This is a genomic window from Novosphingobium kaempferiae, assembly GCF_021227995.1.
Lineage (GTDB): Bacteria > Pseudomonadota > Alphaproteobacteria > Sphingomonadales > Sphingomonadaceae > Novosphingobium > Novosphingobium kaempferiae.
The window spans coordinates 3153482-3173581 of sequence record NZ_CP089301.1 but is presented as its reverse complement, the minus strand read 5'-3'; the positions used below and the strand labels follow the sequence as shown (position 1 = coordinate 3173581).

21 protein-coding genes are annotated in these 20100 nt (G+C 66.8%); 19 read left to right on the top strand and 2 right to left on the bottom strand.

All coding sequences use genetic code 11. The annotated features are described in order from the left end of the window. Positions 1-142: 142 nt before the first annotated feature. Entirely contained in the window at positions 143-1078 is a 936-nt protein-coding gene (locus tag LO787_RS14455) for a ribose-phosphate pyrophosphokinase (RefSeq protein WP_232491712.1), read from the top strand. Between the two features lie 49 nt (positions 1079-1127). Here the strand turns inward: LO787_RS14455 and LO787_RS14450 are convergent, their stop codons facing one another. Next, a complete protein-coding gene (locus LO787_RS14450; RefSeq protein WP_232491711.1) occupies positions 1128-2072 on the bottom strand; it encodes a helix-turn-helix domain-containing protein in 945 nt (314 codons plus the stop codon). Positions 2073-2239: 167 nt separating this feature from the next. On the opposite strand from LO787_RS14450, the gene LO787_RS14445 reads away from it, so the two are divergent. The 14 genes from LO787_RS14445 (at position 2240) to LO787_RS14380 (ending at position 15301) form a co-directional block, all read left to right on the top strand. Then, positions 2240-3028 carry an inositol monophosphatase family protein gene (locus LO787_RS14445; protein WP_232491710.1) on the top strand — a complete coding sequence of 263 codons (789 nt, stop codon included), beginning with the start codon at positions 2240-2242 and terminating at the stop codon, positions 3026-3028. Continuing rightward, positions 3025-3456: a gamma-glutamylcyclotransferase family protein gene (locus LO787_RS14440; RefSeq protein ID WP_232491709.1), complete on the top strand. Its 432-nt coding sequence runs from the start codon at positions 3025-3027 to the stop codon at positions 3454-3456. The genes LO787_RS14445 and LO787_RS14440 overlap by 4 nt, the downstream gene beginning before the upstream one ends. An 18-nt stretch (positions 3457-3474) precedes the next feature. Beyond that, positions 3475-4230 carry an SDR family NAD(P)-dependent oxidoreductase gene (locus tag LO787_RS14435; RefSeq protein ID WP_232491708.1) on the top strand — a complete coding sequence of 252 codons (756 nt, stop codon included), beginning with the start codon at positions 3475-3477 and terminating at the stop codon, positions 4228-4230. A gap of 141 nt (positions 4231-4371) precedes the next feature. Next, positions 4372-4575 carry a 50S ribosomal protein L35 gene (gene rpmI, locus LO787_RS14430; protein ID WP_008829613.1) on the top strand — a complete coding sequence of 68 codons (204 nt, stop codon included), beginning with the start codon at positions 4372-4374 and terminating at the stop codon, positions 4573-4575. Positions 4576-4588: 13 nt separating this feature from the next. Beyond that, positions 4589-4954: a 50S ribosomal protein L20 gene (gene rplT, locus LO787_RS14425; RefSeq protein WP_008829612.1), complete on the top strand. Its 366-nt coding sequence runs from the start codon at positions 4589-4591 to the stop codon at positions 4952-4954. Positions 4955-5128: 174 nt separating this feature from the next. Further along, positions 5129-6226, top strand: coding sequence for a phenylalanine--tRNA ligase subunit alpha (pheS, locus tag LO787_RS14420; protein WP_232491707.1), 1098 nt, complete (start codon positions 5129-5131; stop codon positions 6224-6226). A gap of 18 nt (positions 6227-6244) precedes the next feature. Next, complete coding sequence (gene pheT / locus LO787_RS14415; protein ID WP_232491706.1) at positions 6245-8650, top strand: phenylalanine--tRNA ligase subunit beta; 2406 nt, start codon at positions 6245-6247, stop codon at positions 8648-8650. 117 nt (positions 8651-8767) lie between these two features. Next, positions 8768-9658 carry an aldose 1-epimerase family protein gene (locus LO787_RS14410; RefSeq protein WP_232491705.1) on the top strand — a complete coding sequence of 297 codons (891 nt, stop codon included), beginning with the start codon at positions 8768-8770 and terminating at the stop codon, positions 9656-9658. A 14-nt stretch (positions 9659-9672) separates the two neighbouring features. Beyond that, entirely contained in the window at positions 9673-10422 is a 750-nt protein-coding gene (locus tag LO787_RS14405; RefSeq protein WP_232491704.1) for an SDR family NAD(P)-dependent oxidoreductase, read from the top strand. A gap of 40 nt (positions 10423-10462) precedes the next feature. Continuing rightward, the gene (locus LO787_RS14400; RefSeq protein WP_232491703.1) at positions 10463-11998 is read left to right on the top strand and encodes a peptide chain release factor 3; all 1536 of its coding nucleotides are present in this window, start codon (positions 10463-10465) and stop codon (positions 11996-11998) included. Positions 11999-12127: 129 nt separating this feature from the next. Beyond that, a complete protein-coding gene (locus tag LO787_RS14395; RefSeq protein WP_232491702.1) occupies positions 12128-12832 on the top strand; it encodes an endonuclease/exonuclease/phosphatase family protein in 705 nt (234 codons plus the stop codon). A gap of 162 nt (positions 12833-12994) precedes the next feature. Beyond that, a complete protein-coding gene (locus LO787_RS14390; RefSeq protein ID WP_008832047.1) occupies positions 12995-13333 on the top strand; it encodes a P-II family nitrogen regulator in 339 nt (112 codons plus the stop codon). Between the two features lie 14 nt (positions 13334-13347). After that, positions 13348-14670: an ammonium transporter gene (locus LO787_RS14385; RefSeq protein WP_232496325.1), complete on the top strand. Its 1323-nt coding sequence runs from the start codon at positions 13348-13350 to the stop codon at positions 14668-14670. A gap of 292 nt (positions 14671-14962) precedes the next feature. Beyond that, a complete protein-coding gene (locus LO787_RS14380; protein ID WP_232491701.1) occupies positions 14963-15301 on the top strand; it encodes a P-II family nitrogen regulator in 339 nt (112 codons plus the stop codon). 126 nt (positions 15302-15427) lie between these two features. Here LO787_RS14380 and LO787_RS14375 read toward each other — a convergent pair whose 3' ends face one another. Further along, the gene (locus LO787_RS14375) at positions 15428-15853 is read right to left on the bottom strand and encodes a protein tyrosine phosphatase family protein (RefSeq protein WP_232491700.1); all 426 of its coding nucleotides are present in this window, start codon (positions 15851-15853) and stop codon (positions 15428-15430) included. 295 nt (positions 15854-16148) lie between these two features. Between LO787_RS14375 and LO787_RS26155 the strand changes: the two genes are divergently transcribed. The 4 genes from LO787_RS26155 to hslO all read left to right on the top strand — a co-directional run bounded on the left by LO787_RS26155 (position 16149) and on the right by hslO (position 20087). After that, positions 16149-16907, top strand: coding sequence for a cold-shock protein (locus LO787_RS26155; protein WP_276574164.1), 759 nt, complete (start codon positions 16149-16151; stop codon positions 16905-16907). A gap of 158 nt (positions 16908-17065) precedes the next feature. After that, entirely contained in the window at positions 17066-18259 is a 1194-nt protein-coding gene (locus tag LO787_RS14360; RefSeq protein ID WP_232491699.1) for an aspartate aminotransferase family protein, read from the top strand. Beyond that, positions 18256-19182, top strand: a complete 927-nt coding sequence (argF, locus tag LO787_RS14355; RefSeq protein ID WP_232491698.1) for an ornithine carbamoyltransferase — start codon at positions 18256-18258, stop codon at positions 19180-19182. The genes LO787_RS14360 and argF overlap by 4 nt, the downstream gene beginning before the upstream one ends. After that, the gene (gene hslO / locus LO787_RS14350; RefSeq protein ID WP_232491697.1) at positions 19179-20087 is read left to right on the top strand and encodes an Hsp33 family molecular chaperone HslO; all 909 of its coding nucleotides are present in this window, start codon (positions 19179-19181) and stop codon (positions 20085-20087) included. Before argF ends, hslO begins: the two co-directional genes overlap by 4 nt. Positions 20088-20100: the final 13 nt, after the last annotated feature.

Here is a 20100-nt window from a genome sequence, read left to right as displayed (position 1 = left end):
ACCGGGGGCGGCCTTTTCGTTTCATCGTGGACCGGATTTGGGACGACGAAAACCGTCCACGCTCTATTGCATTCCCGGGACACCCGGCTACAGGGCCGGTCCCAACGACAGACCGCCAGGAACCGTCACGGGGATTCGCCAAATGAAGATCATGTCCGGCAACAGCAACCTGCCGCTCGCACGCGCGATTGCAGGCTATCTCGAACTGCCGCTCACCGACGCCAGCGTCCGCCGCTTCGCCGACGAGGAGATCTTCGTGGAGATCCACGAGAACGTCCGCGGCGAGGACGTCTTCGTCGTCCAGCCGACCAGCTACCCCGTCAACGACAACCTGATGGAACTGCTGATCTGCATCGACGCGCTGCGCCGCGCCTCGGCCAAGCGCATCACGGCGGTGGTGCCCTACTTCGGCTACGCCCGCCAGGACCGCAAGCCCGGCCCGCGCACCCCGATCTCGGCCAAGCTGGTCGCCAACCTGATGACCGAGGCGGGCGCCGACCGCGTGCTCTCGGTCGACCTGCACGCCGGGCAGATCCAGGGCTTCTTCGACATCCCGACCGACAACCTGTTCGCCGCGCCGGTGATGGCCGCGGACATCCAGGCCCGCTACGGCGACCAGTCGCTGATGGTGGTCTCGCCCGACGTCGGCGGCGTGGTGCGCGCCCGCGCGCTCGCCAAGCGCCTCGACAACGCGCCGCTCTCGATCGTCGACAAGCGTCGTGACAAGCCCGGCCAGTCCGAGGTCATGAACATCATCGGCGACGTGAAGGGCCGCGCCTGCATCCTGATCGACGACATCATCGATTCGGGCGGCACCCTGTGCAACGCCGCGCAGGCGCTGATGGACGCGGGCGCGGTCAGCGTCACCGCCTACATCACCCACGGCGTCCTGTCGGGCGCGGCGGTGAGCCGCGTGACCAACTCCGCGCTCAAGGAACTGGTCATCACCGATTCGATCCAGGCGACCGACGCGGCCAAGGCTTCGGACAAGATCCGCATCCTGACCATCGCCCCGCTGGTCGGCGAGGCCATCCGCCGCATCGCCGACGAAAGCTCGGTGTCGAGCCTGTTCGACTGATCCTCGATCGCTGCCGTCGTCCCGGATCAGGTCCGGGACGACGCATTCCTCACTCCCAAGGGCGGCTCTGACCCGGCTCCAGCCGATGCAGAGCCTCCAGCCGCCGGGCCTGCCGCGATTCGAGCGCCAGCGTTAGGATCGGCTGCGGCTTGGCGACGAACTGGCGCGGCGACATGCCGAACAGGTCGGTGAATTCGTGGATGAGGTGGCTCTCGTCGTAGTACCTTAGCGCCATCTCCTCGCCCTCCGCCGAATCGGCGACGCCGCGCAGGTGGCTCGCCATGTCGAGGGCGCGGGCGCGGCGCAGCACCTGCTTGGGGGGCATCCCGAAGTCGCGGCTGACGACGCGCTCCAGCTTGCGGCGGTCCACCTCGCACTCGGCGGCGGCCTCGCTCACCGACATGCCCGGGTCGCGCAGGACCAGCTCCTCGAACCGCGCGGTCAGCGGATCCGGCTCCGCGCCGCCGAGCCCTTCCACTTGCGTGCGCACGAGCGCCTCCAGCGCCTGCAGCCATTCCTCGGGCGTGGCGTCGGCGGCGAGGACATCGAGGAAATCCTCGGAGGGGGCGGTCATCATGTCGGTCGGCACGACGCGGTCGATGAAGTCGCCCACGCGCGGCAGCCGCAGCGCGGTACCGGTACCGGGGCGGATGGCGTAGCCGAGGCTGATGAAGCTGCCCGTCACCGAGACCGGCATGTGCCGGGACTGCGGCCCGAAATAGAAGGCCCCGCGGCGCGTGGAGACGGTCCCGGCGACAGTCTCGGCCGACCAGTCCCCGGCAAGCTGGATGCGCACGACGGCGGTGTCGTTGAAGATGCCGCACGACACCGTGTAGTCGTCGGGCAGATCGACCTTTGTCACGTAGAGGCGCGCCAGCCACGGTGCGAGGTCCGATGCCGGAGCACGGTTGTATGACAACGGTTGCCCGTCCCGTGTGATGCCCTGCTGCGGTTCGATCGCAGGATCGACCGCAGGGCGATTCCTGCGCTGCATGCCCCCTCGGCTGAAAAGATGCCTTGGAAACGCGATAATTGCGCGAAGGCCTGGGGGCAATGCGCGAAAATCTACAAGGTTTGTTAGATACCTAATATTTTCTTACAGGTTGGGCTGCCAAACCAAGGAACTTGACCGGATCGGTACGTCGCGGGCAGATCGGAGGCATGAAACTCGATTCCGACATCGCCCTCGCCCTCCGTCTCGCCGATGCCGCAGGTGAAGCGATTCGCCCGCACTTCCGCACCGGCCTCGTCGCCGACCGCAAGTCCGACGCCTCGCCCGTCACCGTCGCCGATCGTGCGGCGGAAGAGGCGATGCGCCGCATCCTCAAGGCCGAGGTCGGGCGTGATACCATCATCGGCGAGGAGTTCGGCACGGAGCAGGGCTCGTCGAACCGGACATGGGTGCTCGATCCGATCGACGGCACCATCTCGTTCATGGGCGGTCGTCCGATCTTCGGCACGCTGATTGCGCTGCTGGTCGACGGCTGGCCGGTGCTCGGCGTGATCGACCAGCCGATCCTGAACGAGCGCTGGGTCGGCGCCAGTGGCTACGCCACCACTTTCAACGGGCGCGAGGTGCGCACCCGCCCCTGCCGCGAGATGTCCGAGATGATGCTGGCGACCACCGGGCCGCAGTACTTCGACGACCACCAGGGCGACCACTTCATGGCGCTGGCGTCGAAGACTGACCACAAGCGCATGATGTTCGGCGGCGACTGCTACAACTACGGCCTGCTCGCCAGCGGCCACATCGACCTCGTTTGCGAGGCTGGCCTCAAGCTGCACGACTGGGCGGCGCTGGTCCCCATCGTCGAGGGCGCGGGCGGGACGATGTGCGACTGGAACGGTGAGCCGCTCCACGCGGAATCGGGCGGCGAGGTGCTGGCGATCGGCGATCCGGCGCGGCTCGAGGATGTGATCGAGGCGATGGGGTGCCATCACCACCATTGAAGCTCAGGCTTTTCCTCTACGGCACCCTCCAGCCGCAGGCGGGCACACGCATGGCCGGGTGGCTGGCGGCGAGGCTTGAGAGCGCCGAGGCTGCGAGCATTCCGGGGCGGCTCCATGCGATACGAGGGGGCACCGGCTGGTTTCCGGCGCTCGTTCCCGCGAAGGGCGATGCCTGCGTGCGCGGCGCTTTGTGCGAACTGCGCCTGCGTCCCGGCGAACGGGCTCTGCTCGACCGCTATGAGGGGCGCGAGTACCGGCGCGTGACGGTCTGTGCGCGCACCGCGTCGGGACGGCGCCTTGCTGCACAGGTCTATCTGTGGCGCGTGGGCCTGCCGCCCGCTACACCGGCCATCGGCAGCGGCGATTTCCTCGCATGGCTGCGCGAGGGGCGGCGCGAGGCCTATTCCACCGCGCGTCACGGCATCTGATTCAGGACGGAAGGCGACATGACCGACAGGACGGCAATCATCACCGGCGGCGCGGCCGGGATCGGGCGCGGGCTCGTGATGCATTTCATCGGTCTGGGCTGGCGCGTCGCCGCGCTCGACCTTGATGCGGAGGCGCTGGAGGAACTCTCGGGCCTGCTGCCCGCCGACCGTTTCCTCGCCGTCGAATGCGACGTGGGCAAGGAGGCACCGGTACGCGCGGCCTTCGCGAAGATCATGAAGTGGACCGAGAGCGTCGACCTGCTGGTCAACAATGCGGGCATCGCCAATCCCTTCGTCGGCCCGCTGGAAGACCTGACGCTCGATCGCTGGCAGGCGGCCATCGATGCGAGCCTGACCGCCGCCTTTCTCTGCACGCGCGAGGCGCTGCCGCTGCTGCGCAAGGCCGCGCCCGCCTGCGTGGTCCATATGTCGTCCACCCGCGCACACCAGTCCGAGCCGCATACTTACGCCTATGCCGCCGCGAAGGGCGGAGTGAGTGCGCTGGCCCACGCGATGGCGGTCAGCCTGGGCCCCGACATCCGCGTCAATGCGGTGCTGCCCGGCTGGATCGAGACCGGGCCGTGGCAGAAGGCGGCGAAGCGTCGCGCGCCCACCTATTCCGCCGAGGACACCGGCCAGCACCCGGTCGGCCGCGTCGGCACTGTGGAGGATATCGCCGGGGCCGTCGAATGGCTGGCGGGCGCGGGTTTCGTCACCGGGCAGGAGATCGTCGTCGACGGCGGCATGACGAAGCGCATGATCTACGCGGAATAGCTTGCCTTGGCGGCGATCCGCCACTAAGGGCGCGTCCTTCAATCGACACGGTCGAGTCTTCCCCCGGGGAGATTCGCGGGTCGGCCTGGCGAAAAGGGCTGCCATGGCCGGCGGGACGTGTCCCGATCAAAGGAGATGAAAATGCCCAAGCTGAAGACCAAGAGCGGCGTGAAGAAGCGCTTCAAGCTCACCGCCACCGGCAAGGTGAAGCACGGCGTTGCCGGTAAGCGCCACCGCCTCATGAGCCATAACGGCAAGTACATCCGCCAGAACCGCGGCACCGAAGTCATTTCCGACGCCGATGCCAAGGTCATCAAGAAGTGGGCGCCCTACGGGCTCAACTGAGGAGTACTGACGAATGAGCCGTATCAAGAGGGGTGTCACCACCCGCGCAAAGCACAAGCGGATTCTGGACCAGGCCAAGGGCTACCGTGGTCGCCGCAAGAACACCATCCGTGTCGCACGCCAGGCCGTCGAAAAGGCCGGCCAGTACGCGTATCGTGACCGCAAGATCAAGAAGCGGACCTTCCGCGCCCTGTGGATCCAGCGCATCAACGCTGCCGTCCGCGCCGAAGGCCTGACCTACTCGCAGTTCATCCATGGCGTGAAGCTCGCCGGGATCGAACTGGACCGCAAGACGATGGCCGACCTCGCCATGAACGAAGGCGGCGTGTTTAGCACCGTCATCGCGCAGGCGAAGGCAGCTCTGCCCGCGGCGGCGTAAGCCACCGTAAGCGTAAAGCTCCTCAGCTTCATCGCGCGAATTAAAGGGCGTGGATGGCAAGTGCCGTCCGCGCCCTTTTCGCGTTCATGCCCTTCATGCGTTGCGGTTCGGGTGATGGCCCCTTAAGGACGCGGCGCAATATCCCACACTCATAACCAGGCAGGCAGACGACCAGTGGACTACGCAGCAACCGGCCAGGAGGCGCTATCGCGGATCGCGGGCGCCGATGATCTCGATACGCTGGAGTCCCTGCGCGTCGAATTTCTGGGCAAGCAGGGCTCGATCTCGGGCCTGCTCAAGACCCTCGGCAAGCTCGATCCCGAGGAGCGCAAGGTGGAGGGTCCGAAGATCCACGCCCTGCGCGAAAGCGTGACCGAGGCGCTGGCCACCCGCAAGGACACCCTCGAAACCGCCGCGCTCGATGCGCGTCTCGCGGCCGAGACCATCGACCTGTCGCTGCCCGCTCCGCAGGCGCCGCGCGGGTCGGTGCATCCGGTGTCGCAGGTGATGGACGAACTGGCAGAAGTCTTCGCCGACCTCGGCTTCGCGGTCGCCACCGGGCCGGAGATCGAGGACGACTGGCACAACTTCACCGCGCTCAACATGCCGGAAAGCCACCCGGCGCGCGCGATGCACGACACGTTCTACTTCCCCGACCGTAACGACGCCGGCCGCGAGATGCTGCTGCGCACGCATACCTCGCCGGTGCAGGTCCGCACGATGCTCAGCCAGGGCGCACCCCTGCGCATCGTCGCGCCGGGCCGCGTCTACCGCTCGGACAGCGACGCCACGCACACGCCGATGTTCCACCAGATCGAAGGCCTCGTCATCGACAAGGGCATCCACCTCGGCCACCTGAAGTGGACGCTGGAAGCCTTCCTCAAGGCCTTCTTCGAGCGTGACGACATCGTGCTGCGCCTGCGTCCCAGCTACTTCCCGTTCACTGAACCCTCGATCGAGGTCGATGTCGGCTACTCCAACGCAGGCGGCCGCCGCGTCGTTGGCGGGTCGGGCGATGCGCCGGGCCATGCCTGGATGGAAGTGCTCGGCTCGGGCATGGTCAACCGCCACGTCATCGCGGCGGGCGGCATCGACCCCGACGAATGGCAGGGCTTCGCCTTCGGCATCGGCGTCGATCGCCTCGCCATGCTCAAGTACGGGATGGACGACCTGCGCGCCTTCTTCGACGGCGATGTGCGCTGGCTCTCCCACTACGGTTTCTCCGCCCTCGACGTGCCGACCCTTTCGGGCGGCGTCGGCACACCGGCCTAAGGCGGGAAGGATAATACGATGAAGTTCTCGCTCTCCTGGCTCAAGCAGTACCTGGAAACCGACGCGACGATCGAGGAGATCGCCGCAAAGCTCAACGCCATCGGCCTCGAAGTCGAAGGCATCGAGGATCCCGCCGCGAAGCTCGAGGGCTTCCGTGTCGCCAAGGTGCTCACCGCAGAGAAGCACCCGCAGGCCGACAAGCTGCAGGTGCTGACCGTCGACACCGGCGAGAAGGTGCTCACCGTGGTCTGCGGCGCGCCGAACGCGCGTGCGGGCCTCGTCGGCGTGCTCGGCCTTCCGGGCGCGGTGGTTCCGGTCAACGGCATGGTGCTCAAGGTCGCGGCGGTGCGCGGCGTCGAATCGAACGGCATGATGTGCTCCACGCGCGAGCTGGAGCTGGGCGAGGACCACGACGGCATCATCGAACTGCCCGAGGACGCGCCGGTCGGCACGCCTTTCGCGCAGTACCATGGCGCCGATCCGGTCATCGACGTGGCGATCACCCCCAACCGCCCGGACTGCATGGGCCTCTACGGCATCGCCCGCGATCTCGCGGCGGCGGGCCTCGGCACCCTGAAGCTCATCGAGGCACTGGATATCGAGGGCGCATTCCCGTGCCCGGTCGAGATCCGCACCGACGACGCCGAAGGTTGTCCGGCCTTCTACGGTCGCGTCATCCGGGGCGTGAAGAACGGCCCTTCGCCGCAGTGGCTGCAGGATCGCCTGAAGTCCGCAGGCCAGCGCCCGATCTCGGCGCTGGTCGACGCGACCAACTACGTGATGCTCGCCTATGGTCGCCCGGCCCACGCCTATGACCTCGCGAAGCTGAACGGCACCGTCGTCGCCCGCCGCGCGGTCGAGGGCGAGACGGTTGTCGCGCTGAACGAGAAGACCTACACGCTCGACGCCGAGATGACCGTGATCGCCGACGACAGCGGCGTCCACGACATCGCGGGCATCATGGGCGGCGAGCATTCGGGCTGCGGTGACGAGACCACCGACATCCTGCTCGAGATCGCTTACTTCGATCCCGAGCGGATCGCGAAGACGGGCCGCAAGCTCAACCTCACCTCCGACGCGCGCGGACGGTTCGAGCGCGGGATCGACCCGAACTTCCTCGACACCGGCCTCGCCCACCTGACCAAGCTGATCCAGACGCTGTGCGGCGGCGAGGCTTCGCAGGTCGTGCGTGCAGGCACGGCGCCGAGCACGCCGAAGATCGTCCACTTCGCGCCCTCGCTGGTGGAGAAGCTGGGCGGCGTGAAGGTGGAAGCCGCCGAGCAGAAGCGCATCCTCGAAAGCCTCGGCTTCTCGGTGGTCGGCGAGGATGCGGACTGGGAGCAGAGCTGGGCGATCACCGTCCCCGGCTGGCGCCCTGACGTCGACGGTGCCCCCGACATCGTCGAGGAAGTCGTGCGCATCCACGGGCTCGACAAGGTGGAGAGCGTGCCGCTGTCTCGGGCTGACGGCATCGCCAAGCCCACCGCCACCCCGGCGCAGGCGCTGGAGCGCCGGGTGCGCCGTGCCGCCGCCGCGCGCGGTCTGCATGAGGCCGTCACCTGGTCGTTCCTGCCCGAGCCCGCCGCGCAGGCCTTTGCGGACGGCGACCTGTGGGTGCTCGCCAACCCGATCAGCGAGGACATGAAGGCCATGCGCCCCTCGCTGCTGCCCGGCTTGCTGATGGCCGCCAAGCGCAACCTCGATCGCGGCGCATCGTCGCTGCGCTTGTTCGAACTGGGCCGCCGCTATCTGCGCGGGCAGGGCGGTGTGAGCGATGAAAAGCTGACGCTCGGCCTCGTCCTGGCGGGCGAGAAGACCGCGCGCGGCTGGGCGACAGGCAAGGCCGTCACCTTCGACGCCTTCGATGCCAAGGCCGAAGTCGTGGCGCTGCTGGCCGAGGCCGGTGCGCCGGTCGACAAGCTGCAGGTCATGGGTGAAGCCGGGCCGCAGTTCCACCCCGGCCAGTCGGCCACGCTGCGCCTCGGCCCCAAGACGGTGCTGGCGCGCTTCGGCATGCTGCATCCCAAGATGGCCAAGCAGTTCGACGTCGACGGCCCGGTGGCGCTGGCCGAGGTCTTCCTCGACGCCATCCCGGCGCGCAAGGGCGCGGCCAGCTTCGCCCGCGTTTCCTATGCTCCGCCGCCACTTCAGGCGGTGACGCGCGACTACGCCTTCCTCGTTCCCGCCGCGCTTCCTGCCGCCGATCTGGTGCGCATGGTGCAGGGCGCGGACAAGGCGAACATCGTCGCCGTGCGCCTGTTCGACGACTTCCGCGGTCAGGGCGTGCCCGAGGGGCAGAAGTCGTTGGCGCTCGAAGTCACCCTCCAGCCGCTCGAAAAGAGCTACAAGGAGGAAGACCTCAAGGCGATCAGCGAGAAGGTGACCGCCGCCGCCGCCAAGCTGGGGGCCGTGCTGCGGGGGTGATACTTCATACCTTCGTCATTGCGAGGACCGAAGGTCCGCGGCAATCCAGAGCGGCAGCGTCGTCCTGGATTGCTTCGCTTCGCTCGCAATGACGAACTACCCTGACGGAGGTGGCCGGTGATTGACGTGGACTTCGTGACCATCTCCTCCGGCGATCTCACCGCCCGGATCAACCCGCTCGGGGCCGAACTCTGGTCGCTGACCGACAGTCTCGGTCGCGAGTACATGACAGATGCCGACCCGGCGTTCTGGACCGGCCACGCGCCGCTGTTGTTCCCCGTCGTCGGCACCCTGAACGGCGACCGTTACCGCCTTGATGGCACCGAATACGAACTGCCGCGCCATGGCTTCGCGCGGCGCTCCACGTTCGAGATAATCGAAGTCACCGCTGACAGCGCGCTGTTCCGCCTTACCGACAGCGCGGCGACCCGTGTGGCGTACCCCTTCGCCTTCGTGCTCGACATGCATTTCCGCCTGAGCGGCGCGACGCTGCACATGGAGGCGCGCGTCACCAATCCGGGCGAGGCGGCGATGCCGTTCAGCCTCGGCTTTCATCCCGGCTTCGCGTGGCCGCTGCCCGGCGGCGCTGCCAAGGCCGACCACATGATCGCCTTCGAGCAGCCCGAACCGCAGCCGATCCGCCGCATCGACCCGCCGAGCGGCCTCGCGCTGCCGGAGCCCTTTGCGACCCCGGTGGACGGCCACCTCCTGCATCCCGAAGCCGCGCAGTTCGAGGCCGACGCGCTGATCTGGGACCGGCTCTCCAGCCGTGCGCTGACCTTCGGTGCGCCCGGCGGCACGCAACTCGGCATCGCCTTTCCCGACACGCCGATGCTGGGCATCTGGCAGAAGCCCGGCGCGCCCTATCTGTGCATCGAACCGTGGCAGGGCATGGCCGACCCCCTTGGATTCACGGGCGATTTCCGCGAAAAGCCCGGCATGATCTCGCTGCCGCCCGGTGAGGCGCGCGGCTTCCGCCTGGACGTGACCGTCCTTCCGGCCGATTGAAGGAGTATTCCCCGATGAAGACCGTACTCGTAACCGGCGCCACGGCCGGTATCGGCGAGGCCTGCGCCCGCGCCTTCGTGAAGGCCGGATGGCGTGTGATCGGCACCGGTCGCCGCGCCGAGCGTCTGGAAGCGCTGGCGGCGGAACTCGGCGCGGACCGCTTCCACGCCGCCGTCTTCGACGTGCGTGACGAAGCCGCCCGCGACGCCGCTCTGGCCGCGCTTCCGGGCGATTTCGCGCAGATCGACTGCCTCGTGAACAATGCCGGTCTCGCGCTCGGCGCCGCGCCTGCGCAGAAGTCGGACCTCGCCAACTGGAAGACGATGATCGACACCAATGTCGTTGCGCTTGTCTCGCTGACCCACAAGCTCCTGCCGGGGCTGATCGAGCGCAAGGGCGGGATCGTCATGCTGTCCTCGGTCGCGGCGACCTATCCCTATACCGGGGGCAACGTCTACGGCGGCACCAAGGCCTTCGTGCGCCAGTTCGCGCTCGGCCTGCGCTCGGACCTGTCGGGCACCGGCGTGCGCGTCACCTCGATTGAGCCGGGCATGGTGGAGACCGAGTTCACCGTGGTGCGCAACGGCGGCGATCAGGCGGCCTCGGACACGTTCTACGCAGGCGTGAATCCGATGACCGGTGAGGATATCGCCGAAACCGTGCTGTGGGTCGCTTCGCTCCCCGCGCACGTCAACATCAACACGCTGGAACTGATGCCGGTGAACCAGTCGTTTGCAGGCTTCCAGATCGCACGCGAAGGCTGACGCACTTCCCATATCCATCCGGCGCCAGTAAAGGCGCCGGATGACTACCTCGCCTTTCCAGTCCCGGCGCACTTTCGCGATCATCTCGCACCCTGACGCCGGCAAGACCACGCTGACCGAAAAGCTGCTGCTGCAGGGCGGCGCTATCCACCTTGCCGGGCAGGTGAAGGCGCGCGGCGCGGCGCGGCGTGCGCGCTCGGACTGGATGAAGATCGAGCAGCAGCGCGGCATTTCCGTGACCAGCTCGGTCATGACCTTCGAGCGTGACGGCATCACCTTCAACCTGCTCGACACGCCGGGGCACGAGGACTTCTCGGAAGACACCTACCGCACGCTCACCGCGGTCGATTCGGCGATTATGGTGATCGACGCGGCCAAGGGCATCGAGCCGCAGACCCGCAAGCTGTTCGAGGTCTGCCGCCTGCGTTCGGTTCCGATCATCACCTTCATCAACAAGGTCGACCGCGAGGGCCGCGCCTGCTTCGATCTGCTCGACGAAGTGGCGGACATGCTGGCGCTCGACGTGTGCCCGATGTCCTGGCCGGTCGGCATGGGCGGCCTGTTCGAGGGCATCCTCGACATCGAGAGCGGCCGCATCAGCCGCCCTGAAGGCCCGTCAAAGGAGTTTCTCGGCAAGGTCGACGAAGGCGCCACGCTGCCTGCCGCCGTCGCCGAGGAGCTGGAACTGGCGCAGGCGGGCTATCCGGAATTCGACGTCGAGGCCTATCGTGGCGGCGACCTGACGCCGGTCTACTTCGGTTCCGCGCTCAAGAACTTCGGCGTTGCGGAACTGATCGACGCGATCTCGCGCCATGCTCCGCCGCCGCGTCCGCAGCCCTCCGAGCAGGGGACGATCGAGCCGGACAACAAGGAAGTGACCGGCTTCATCTTCAAGGTGCAGGCCAACATGGACCCGATGCACCGCGACCGCATCGCCTTCATGCGGCTGGTTTCCGGTACTTTCAAGCGCGGCATGAAGCTGACGCCCTCGGGTCTCGGCAAGCCGATCGCGGTGCATTCGCCGATCCTCTTCTTCGCGCAGGACCGCGAGATCGCGGACAATGCGGAGCCGGGCGATATCATCGGCATTCCGAACCACGGCACCCTGCGCGTGGGCGATACGCTGTCGGAGCGCAACGACGTGCGCTTCACCGGCCTGCCCAACTTCGCGCCGGAAATCCTGCGCCGCGTCGCGCTGAAGGATCCCACGAAAACCAAGCAGTTGCGCAAGGCGCTCGACGATCTTTCGGAAGAGGGCGTGATCCAGGTCTTCTATCCGGAGATCGGTTCGCAGTGGATCGTCGGCGTCGTCGGCCAGCTCCAGCTCGACGTGCTCATCAGCCGCCTCGAAGCCGAGTACAAGGTGGAGGCGATGCTCGAAGGATCGCCGTTCGACACCGCGCGCTGGCTCAAGGGCGACGACAAGGCGCTGCGGGAATTCAGCGATTTCAACAAGATGAACCTCGCAAAGGACCGCGACGGCGACCCGGTGTTCATGGCCCGCTCGGCCTGGGACGTCGGCTACCAGCAGGAGCGCAACCCCGACCTCACGTTCAGCGCCACTAAGGAACGGTGAACACACTGAACTGAACCTAACGGCGCCAGAGGACCACCTGGCCGCTCCAGAACGGACCTGACAGGAACCTGACGCGGGTCCGGCGGATTGCTAGGAACACCCCTCCACCGGACCCTTCGGACGCCGCCGTTGCAGATCACGTTCGCCAGCTACAACATCCACAAGGCCGTCGGTCTCGACCGGCGTCGCGACCCCGAGCGCATCCTGACGGTGCTGCGCGAGATCGACGCCGACGTCGTCGCGCTGCAGGAGGTCGACCGGCGCTATGGCCGGCGCATGGCGGTGCTGCCGCTCGATGCGATCCATTCGGGGACCGACTACGTTCCCGTTCCCCTGTCCATGAAGCCCGACAGCCTCGGCTGGCATGGCAACGCGATCCTCGTGCGCAAGGGCATCGATCTGGTGGAGGCCGCGCCGGTGCCGCTGCCGGTGCTGGAGCCGCGCGGGGCGATCCGCGCCGACTTGTCCATCGAGGGCCGCCGCCTGCGCGTCGTCGGCATGCATCTCGACCTCTCGGGCATCCGGCGGCGGCATCAGGTCCGCTCGGTGCTCGCCCACTGCTCCGGCTGCGACGCGCGGGTGCCGACGGTGATGATGGGCGACCTCAACGAATGGGCGCGGCACGGCGGCTGCCTGCGCGAGTTCGACGGCGGCTGGCAGGTGCTGGCGCCGGGCCGCAGCTTTCCTTCGCGCCGCCCGATGGCCACGCTCGACCGCATCATCGTATCCGCAGAGTGGTCAGTGCTGGGAACCGGTGTGCACCATAGCCCGTTGTCGGCTGTAGGTTCCGACCACCTGCCGGTCGTGGCCTCGCTTTCGTTGCCTAAAATTTAGGCAACTGCTCAGGAATCGAGCGTCGATCCGTGCTTGTCCTGAGGCATGCGGTTTGTCGCACCCCTGAATCCCCTCCCTTTCTTGCCGAAAGGTAAATTGGCACACCCCTTGCTAGGCCTATTGGCAGCCGGCGCTGGGGCCGGTGGCTAACAGGGGATAGGCATGAAGTTCATCATCGCCATCATCAAGCCCTTCAAGCTGGACGAAGTCCGCGAGGCCCTTGGGGGTATCGGCGTTGCGGGCATGACCGTCTCGGAAGTGAAGGGCTTCGGTCGCCAGAAGGGTCAGACGGAGATCTACCGCGGCGCCGAGTACTCGACCAACATGCTGCCCAAGGTGAAGATCGAGGTCGCTGCGCCTGACGATCTCGCGCCCAAGATCGTCGAGACGATCCAGCAGGTCGCAAGCACCGAGGCCATCGGTGATGGCAAGATCTTCGTCCTGGACCTCGCTTCGGCCGTGCGCATCCGCACCGGCGAGGCGGGCGACACCGCGCTCTGAGGGGAGCTTTCATGATGAACCGCAAGCTTTTCGGCGGCATCGCAGCGACGGTCGCGTCGCTCGCCGTCTCGACTGCCGCCTGGGCGCAGGAAGCGGCCGCTGCCGCACCCGTGCCGAACCCCGGCAACAATGCCTGGATGATGGTCTCGACGATCCTCGTCCTGATGATGATCCTTCCCGGCCTCGCGCTGTTCTACGGCGGTCTTACCCGCTCGAAGAACATGCTCTCGACGATGACCCAGATCGGCGGCGTCACCGCGCTCGCCATGCTCATGTGGGTGATCGTGGGCTACGGCCTCGCCTTCGGTCCCGAAGGCAACCAGTTCATCAGCTGGGGCAAGTTCTTCCTCGCGGGCGTCACGCCCGACGCGACCGCCGCCACCTTCACCGACGGCGTGGTCATCTCCGAACTCATCTTCGTCTGCTTCCAGATGACCTTCTCGGCGATCACCGTCGCGCTGGTCCTCGGTTCGGTGGTCGAGCGCATGAAGTTCTCGGCCGTGATGGCCTTCGCCTTCGTGTGGCTGCTGATCGTGTACTACCCGATCGCACACATGGTCTGGGAAGCGCGCGGCGTCTTCTTCGTGATGGGCGCTCTCGACTTCGCGGGCGGCACCGTGGTCCACATCAACGCCGGCGTCTCGGCGCTGGTCGCCGCGCTGATCCTCGGCAAGCGCAAGGGTTACCCGACCGAGCCGATGGCTCCGCACTCGCTGACGCTGACTTTCGTCGGCACCGGCCTGCTGTGGGTGGGCTGGTTCGGCTTCAACGCCGGTTCGGCGCTGGAAGCCAACGGTTCCGCGGCTCTCGCCATGATCAACACGTTCGTCGCCACCGCTTCGGCCGGCCTGTTCTGGATGCTTGCCGAGAAGTTCTCGGGCCACAAGGGTTCGGCTCTGGGCTACTGCTCGGGCATCATCGCCGGCCTCGTCGCGATCACCCCGGCTGCCGGTAACTCGGGTCCGTTCGGTGCGATCGTGCTCGGCGCCGTCGCCTCGATCGTCTGCTTCATCTTCGTCTCGAAGGTAAAGCCGGCCCTCGGTTACGACGACTCGCTCGACGCCTTCGGCATCCACGGCGTGGGCGGCATCGTCGGCGCCATCGGCACCGCCATCGTCTATGCCCCGTCGCTCGGCGGCCCGGGCGGCGAAGACTTCGCCATCGGCTCGCAGCTCGGCGTCCAGGTCGCCGCTGTCGCCGCCACGATCGTCCTCTCGGTCGTCGGCACCACGATTGCGATGTTCATCGCCAAGGCAATCACCGGCCTGCGCGTCAGCCCCGAAGTCGAAGCCGACGGCCTCGACATCGGCGAGCACGGCGAGCGCGCCTACAACTAAGAATCTCCAGTTTGGCGGCGGCGGGTACTTCCTCCTCTCCTTCCACCCGTCGTCGCCAACCGATGTTCCTCCTGCGAACACAACCTATAAAGGGCCGGAGCCAGCCGCTCCGGCCCCTTTTTTATTTGTCCCGATTGTGAAATGCTGCCGTTACGGGGTCGATCTTATCCGCCTTCGGCGGAAGCGGCACCGGCCCTCGCCCCCACCCGACCTCCCAACGATAGTACCCTAGGGAGGTCGGGTGGGGGCGAGGGCCGGTGCCGCCCAACACGCAAGCGAGAGCGGAGGGACCATGAAGTACGTCACGGCCATCATAAAACCGTTCAAGTTCACCGAAGTGCGCGACGCGCTGAGCGCTGCGGGCATTTCCGGGATGACGGTGTCGGAGGTCAGCGGCTTCGGTCGCCAGAAGGGCCAGACCGAAGTCTATCGCGGCGCCGAATACGCATCGAGCATGCTGCCCAAGATCCGCATGGAGATCGCCGTGCCCGACGCGCTGGCCGACCGCGTGGTCGAGATCATCCGCACCCAGGCCAACAACGACGAGATCGGCGACGGCAAGATCTTCGTGCTGCCGCTCGCGCAGGCCGTGCGAATCCGCACCGGCGAGCAGGGCGACGACGCGCTTTAGAATATCGCAAAGCTTACTTAACCCTCGTCATTGCGACGTAGCGAAGCAATCCATGGTCGGCGCCTACTGACGGATTGGGCCGCTGGATTGCTTCGCTGCGCTCGCAATGACGAACGTGTTTCGGCCTCACCGCCCGGCGGACAGCATCTCGATCAGCTGTCGCACCGGCGTCACGTCGTAACCCGCGCCCGCCGCCTTCGAGGCGATCACTGCCGGATTGTCGCCCGCCTTGGCCCGCGCCAGCGCCCACAGCAGCGTCGAGCGCGTGCCCGAGCGGCAATAGGCCAGCACCGGCCCCTCGACATCGAGCGCCTGCTCCATCGCGTCCACCTGCGCCTGGCTGAATCCGGCATGAGTCACGGGAATCGCCACATAGTCGATGCCTGCCGCGCGCGCGGCGGCCTCGATCTCGGCGCCCGGGGTCTGGTCGTCGCTCTCGCCTTCGGGGCGGTTGTTGACGATTCGAACGATTCCAAGGGCCTGTGCCTCCGCAATGGTGGCAACATCGATCTGCGGGCTGGCGAAAACGGACTCGGTGATCTGGCGGAACATTCTCGCATTCTCCCGTAATCGAGCGACCCGAAGATGAACGAAGGGCCGTGTAAACGGGCATCAAGCCGCTTCCTGTCGATGGTGCAAGCCCATTCGTCGCGTAAAATGCCGCAATTCGTCGAGAACGGCTGCAAACACCTCGCATTTCCGTTCGCCATCGCGTTTTGAGTCGTGTAAGACTAACGGTTGCAGGAGAAGATCGGGCCTCTGCCCGGTCGCTTGCCTGACGTCTGGTGCGGTTCGTCCACGCGCCTGGCGACTAATTCTGGGGCGCAGCGAAGGTACGCTAGTAGACATGGGTTTTGACAGAGGTCGTCGCGGAAGGGGCCGCGACAATAAGCGGTCTGGTGAGGACGAGTTCGATCCGTTCTTTGCCGGGCAGGATCGCTTCGGTGGCGGCGGTGACCGTTTCGGCGGCGGCGGCTTCGGCGGTGGTGACCGCTTTGGCGGCGGCGGTGGTGGCGGCTTCGGCGGCGGCGGCGGCGGTGGCTTCCGTAGCGGCGGTGGCGGCTTCGGCGGCGGCGGCGGTGGTTTCCGCGGCGGCGGTGGCGGTGGCGGTATGCCCGCGCAGGTCGTCGGTCAGGGCCGTGGCGTCGTAAAGTTCTTCAACGCAGCAAAGGGCTTCGGCTTCATTCAGCGTGATGAAGGCGGCGACGATGTGTTCGTGCACATCAGCTCGGTCGAGCGCGCCGGCCTCGAAGGCCTGGCCGAAGGCCAGCAGCTCGAATTCCAGCTCGTCGATCGCGGCGGCAAGATCTCGGCCACCGACCTGTCGGTCGTGGGCGACGTGATCCCCGTCGCCAAGCGCGAGCCGGCGCCGCAGCGCCAGCTCACCGGCGAGAAGGCAACCGGCACGGTCAAGTTCTTCAACTCCATGAAGGGCTTCGGCTTCATCACCCGTGATGACGGCCAGCCGGACGCATTCGTGCACATCAGTGCCGTTGAGCGCTCGGGCATGTCCGGCCTCAACGAAGGCGATCAGGTCGAGTTCGACATCGAGGTCGATCGACGAGGCAAGTACTCGGCGGTCAACCTGACGCCGCGCCAGGGTTGATCCTGCCTGCATTGCTCCCGGGCGTTTGACCGGGAGACTGCAAACATCTAAATGCGCGCAAATGGCGGTCCGGCAGGGCCGCCATTTGTCGTTTGCGATCTCACGATCAAAATTTCTTCAAGGTCAGATTTCCAGGACCAGTCTCAAGGAATACCGACATGTCGATTACCCCGCTGATGCCCGTATATCCCCGGTGCGGCGTGCGTCCCGTTCGCGGTGAGCACTGCCATCTCATCAGCGAGGACGGCCGCCGATTCCTTGACTTCGCCAGCGGCATCGCGGTGAACGCGCTTGGTCACTCGCACCCCGGCCTCGTCGGCGCGATCCAGAAGCAGGCCGAGACGCTGATGCACGTGTCCAACCTCTACGGCAGCCCGCAGGGTGAGGCCGTGGCGAAGCGCCTGGTGGACCTGACCTTCGCCGACACGGTGTTCTTCACCAACTCGGGCGCCGAGGCGGTGGAATGCGCGATCAAGACCGCGCGCGCCTATCACCAGTCGGCCGGCAACGACCACAAGTTCGAACTGATCACCTTCAACAACGCCTTCCACGGCCGCACGATGGCGACCATCAGCGCGTCGAGCCAGGAGAAGATGCACAAGGGCTTCCTGCCCCTGCTGCCCGGCTTCAAGTACGTGGAGTTCAACGATCTCGAAGCCGCCAAGGCGGCGATCGGCCCGAACACCGCGGGCTTCCTGGTCGAGCCGATCCAGGGCGAGGGCGGCATCCGCATCGCCACTGACGAATTCATGCAGGGCCTGCGCGCGCTGTGCGACGAGCATGACCTGATGCTCGTCCTCGACGAAGTGCAGAGCGGCGTCGGCCGCGCCGGCACCTTCTACGCCTACGAGCAGTACGGCATCGAGCCCGACATCCTCTCCACCGCCAAGGCCATCGGCGGGGGCTTCCCGGTCGGCGCCTGCCTCGCCACCGAGAAGGCGGCGCGCGGCATGACCTTCGGCACCCACGGCTCGACCTATGGCGGCAACCCCTTCGCGATGGCCGCGATCGATGCCGTGCTCGACGTGATCCCCGACGAGGCGTTCCTCGCCGACGTGCGCGCCAAGGGCGAGCGCCTCAAGGCCCGCCTCGAACAGTTCATCGGCAACTACCCCGATCTGTTCGAACTGGTGCGCGGGCGCGGCCTGTTCATCGGCCTCAAGATGAAGGTCGAGCCGCGCGCGTTCGTGGCGCACATGCGTGACAACCACGGGCTGCTCACCGTCTCGGCGGGCGACAACGTGGTGCGCATCCTGCCGCCGCTCGTCATCGACGACGGCCATATCGACGAGTTCATGGAAAAGCTCTCCGCCGCAGCGGGGACGTATCAGCCCGAGGAAGTCGCGGGATGATCCGGGACTTCCTGAACCTGTCGGACGCGGGCGGCGATACCATCGCCGCCATGGTCAACGACGCGATCGACCGGAAGGCGGCGCGCAAGGCTTGGCCGAAAGGCCGCGCCGATGCCGATGCGCCGCTCGCAGGGCACACGCTTGCCATGATCTTCGAGAAGAACTCGACCCGCACCCGCGTGTCGTTCGACATGGCGATGCGCCAGCTCGGCGGCTCGGCGCTCATCATGGAGGCGGGTTCCACGCAGATCGGTCGCGGCGAGACCATCGCCGACACCGCGCGCGTGCTCAGCCGCATGGTCGACGCGATCATGATCCGCACCGACGATCACGCCAAGATCGAGGAACTGGCGCACTACGCCGACGTCCCCGTCATCAACGGCCTGACCGACCTGTCGCATCCGTGCCAGATCGTCGCCGACCTGCTGACCGTGGTCGAGCATGGCCACGCGCTGCCGGGCCTCCAGCTGGCATGGCTGGGTGACGGCAACAACGTCGCCAATTCGCTGATCGAGGCGGCGGGCCTGATGAAGTTCACTATCCGCATCGGCGGCCCGGCAGGCTACGAACCGGATGTCGGCTTCATCGAGCGTGCCCGCGCCGCCGGGGGCGAGGTGATCCTGACCAACGATCCGCGCGAGGCGGTGGCTGGAGCGCAGGTCGTCGTCACCGACACCTGGGTCTCGATGGGGCAGGCGGGCGGAGAGGTGCATGTCGCCGCGATGCAGCCCTATCAGGTCGACGCCACGCTGATGGCGGCGGCGGATCCGAAGGCGACGTTCCTCCACTGCCTTCCCGCGCATCGCGGCGAGGAAGTGACCGACGAAGTCATGGACGGCCCGCAGTCGGCCGTCTGGGACGAGGCCGAGAACCGCATCCATGCGCAGAAGTCGGTCCTGCTGTGGGCACTGGGCAAGCTGTGAACGAAGACGATCTGCTGCGCGACGACGACACCGGCTTCGACCGCGTTCTGGCCTTCACCGTGCCCTCGCGCAATGTGCGTGGGCGCATGGTGCGGCTGGGGCCGGTGCTGGAAACGGTGCTGTCCGCGCACGACTATCCCAAGGTAGTCAAGCATGTGCTGGCCGAGGCGCTGGTCCTGACCGCGCTGATGGGCTCGCTCCTCAAGGAGGAGCACGCCCAGCTCACCTTCCAGGCGCAGGCCGAAGGCGGCGCGGTGGACCTGCTGGTCTGCGACTACCGCAACGGCGAAGTGCGCGGATATCTGCGTCACAATCCCGATATGGTCGGCGCGTTGGAGGAGAACTGCTCGCTCGAGGCGATGTTCGGCAAGGGCTATCTGGCGATCACCTTCGACCTGCCCGTCACCAACGAACGCTATCAGGGCGTGGTGCCGCTGGAAGGCGCCTCGCTGGCGCATGCCTGCGAGAACTACTTCGCACAGTCCGAGCAGGTGCCGACCCTCATCCGCATCGCGGTGCGCTCGAACGGGCCGCGCTGCGTGGCGGGCGGCATCCTCGTGCAGCACCTGCCGGATGGCGAGGAAGGGCGCGAGCGCCTTCATGCCAAGGAACAGCATCCCGACTGGGAACACGTCGCGATCATCGCGGGGACCGTGCAGAGCGGCGAACTGGTCGACCCGGTGCTGAGCCTGGAGCAGCTTGCCTGGCGGCTGTTCCACGAGGAAGACGAAGTGCGGGTGGAGCCCTTGCTGCTGCTGCAGCGCGGCTGCCGCTGCACGGTCGATCACTATCTGTCGATCCTGTCGGGATTTCCCGAGGACCAGCTTGCCGACATGCGCGACGACGACGGGCACATCCCGGTCGATTGCGCGTTCTGTTCGAAAGTCCTGCGCATTCCGGTCTGACGTCATATTGCTG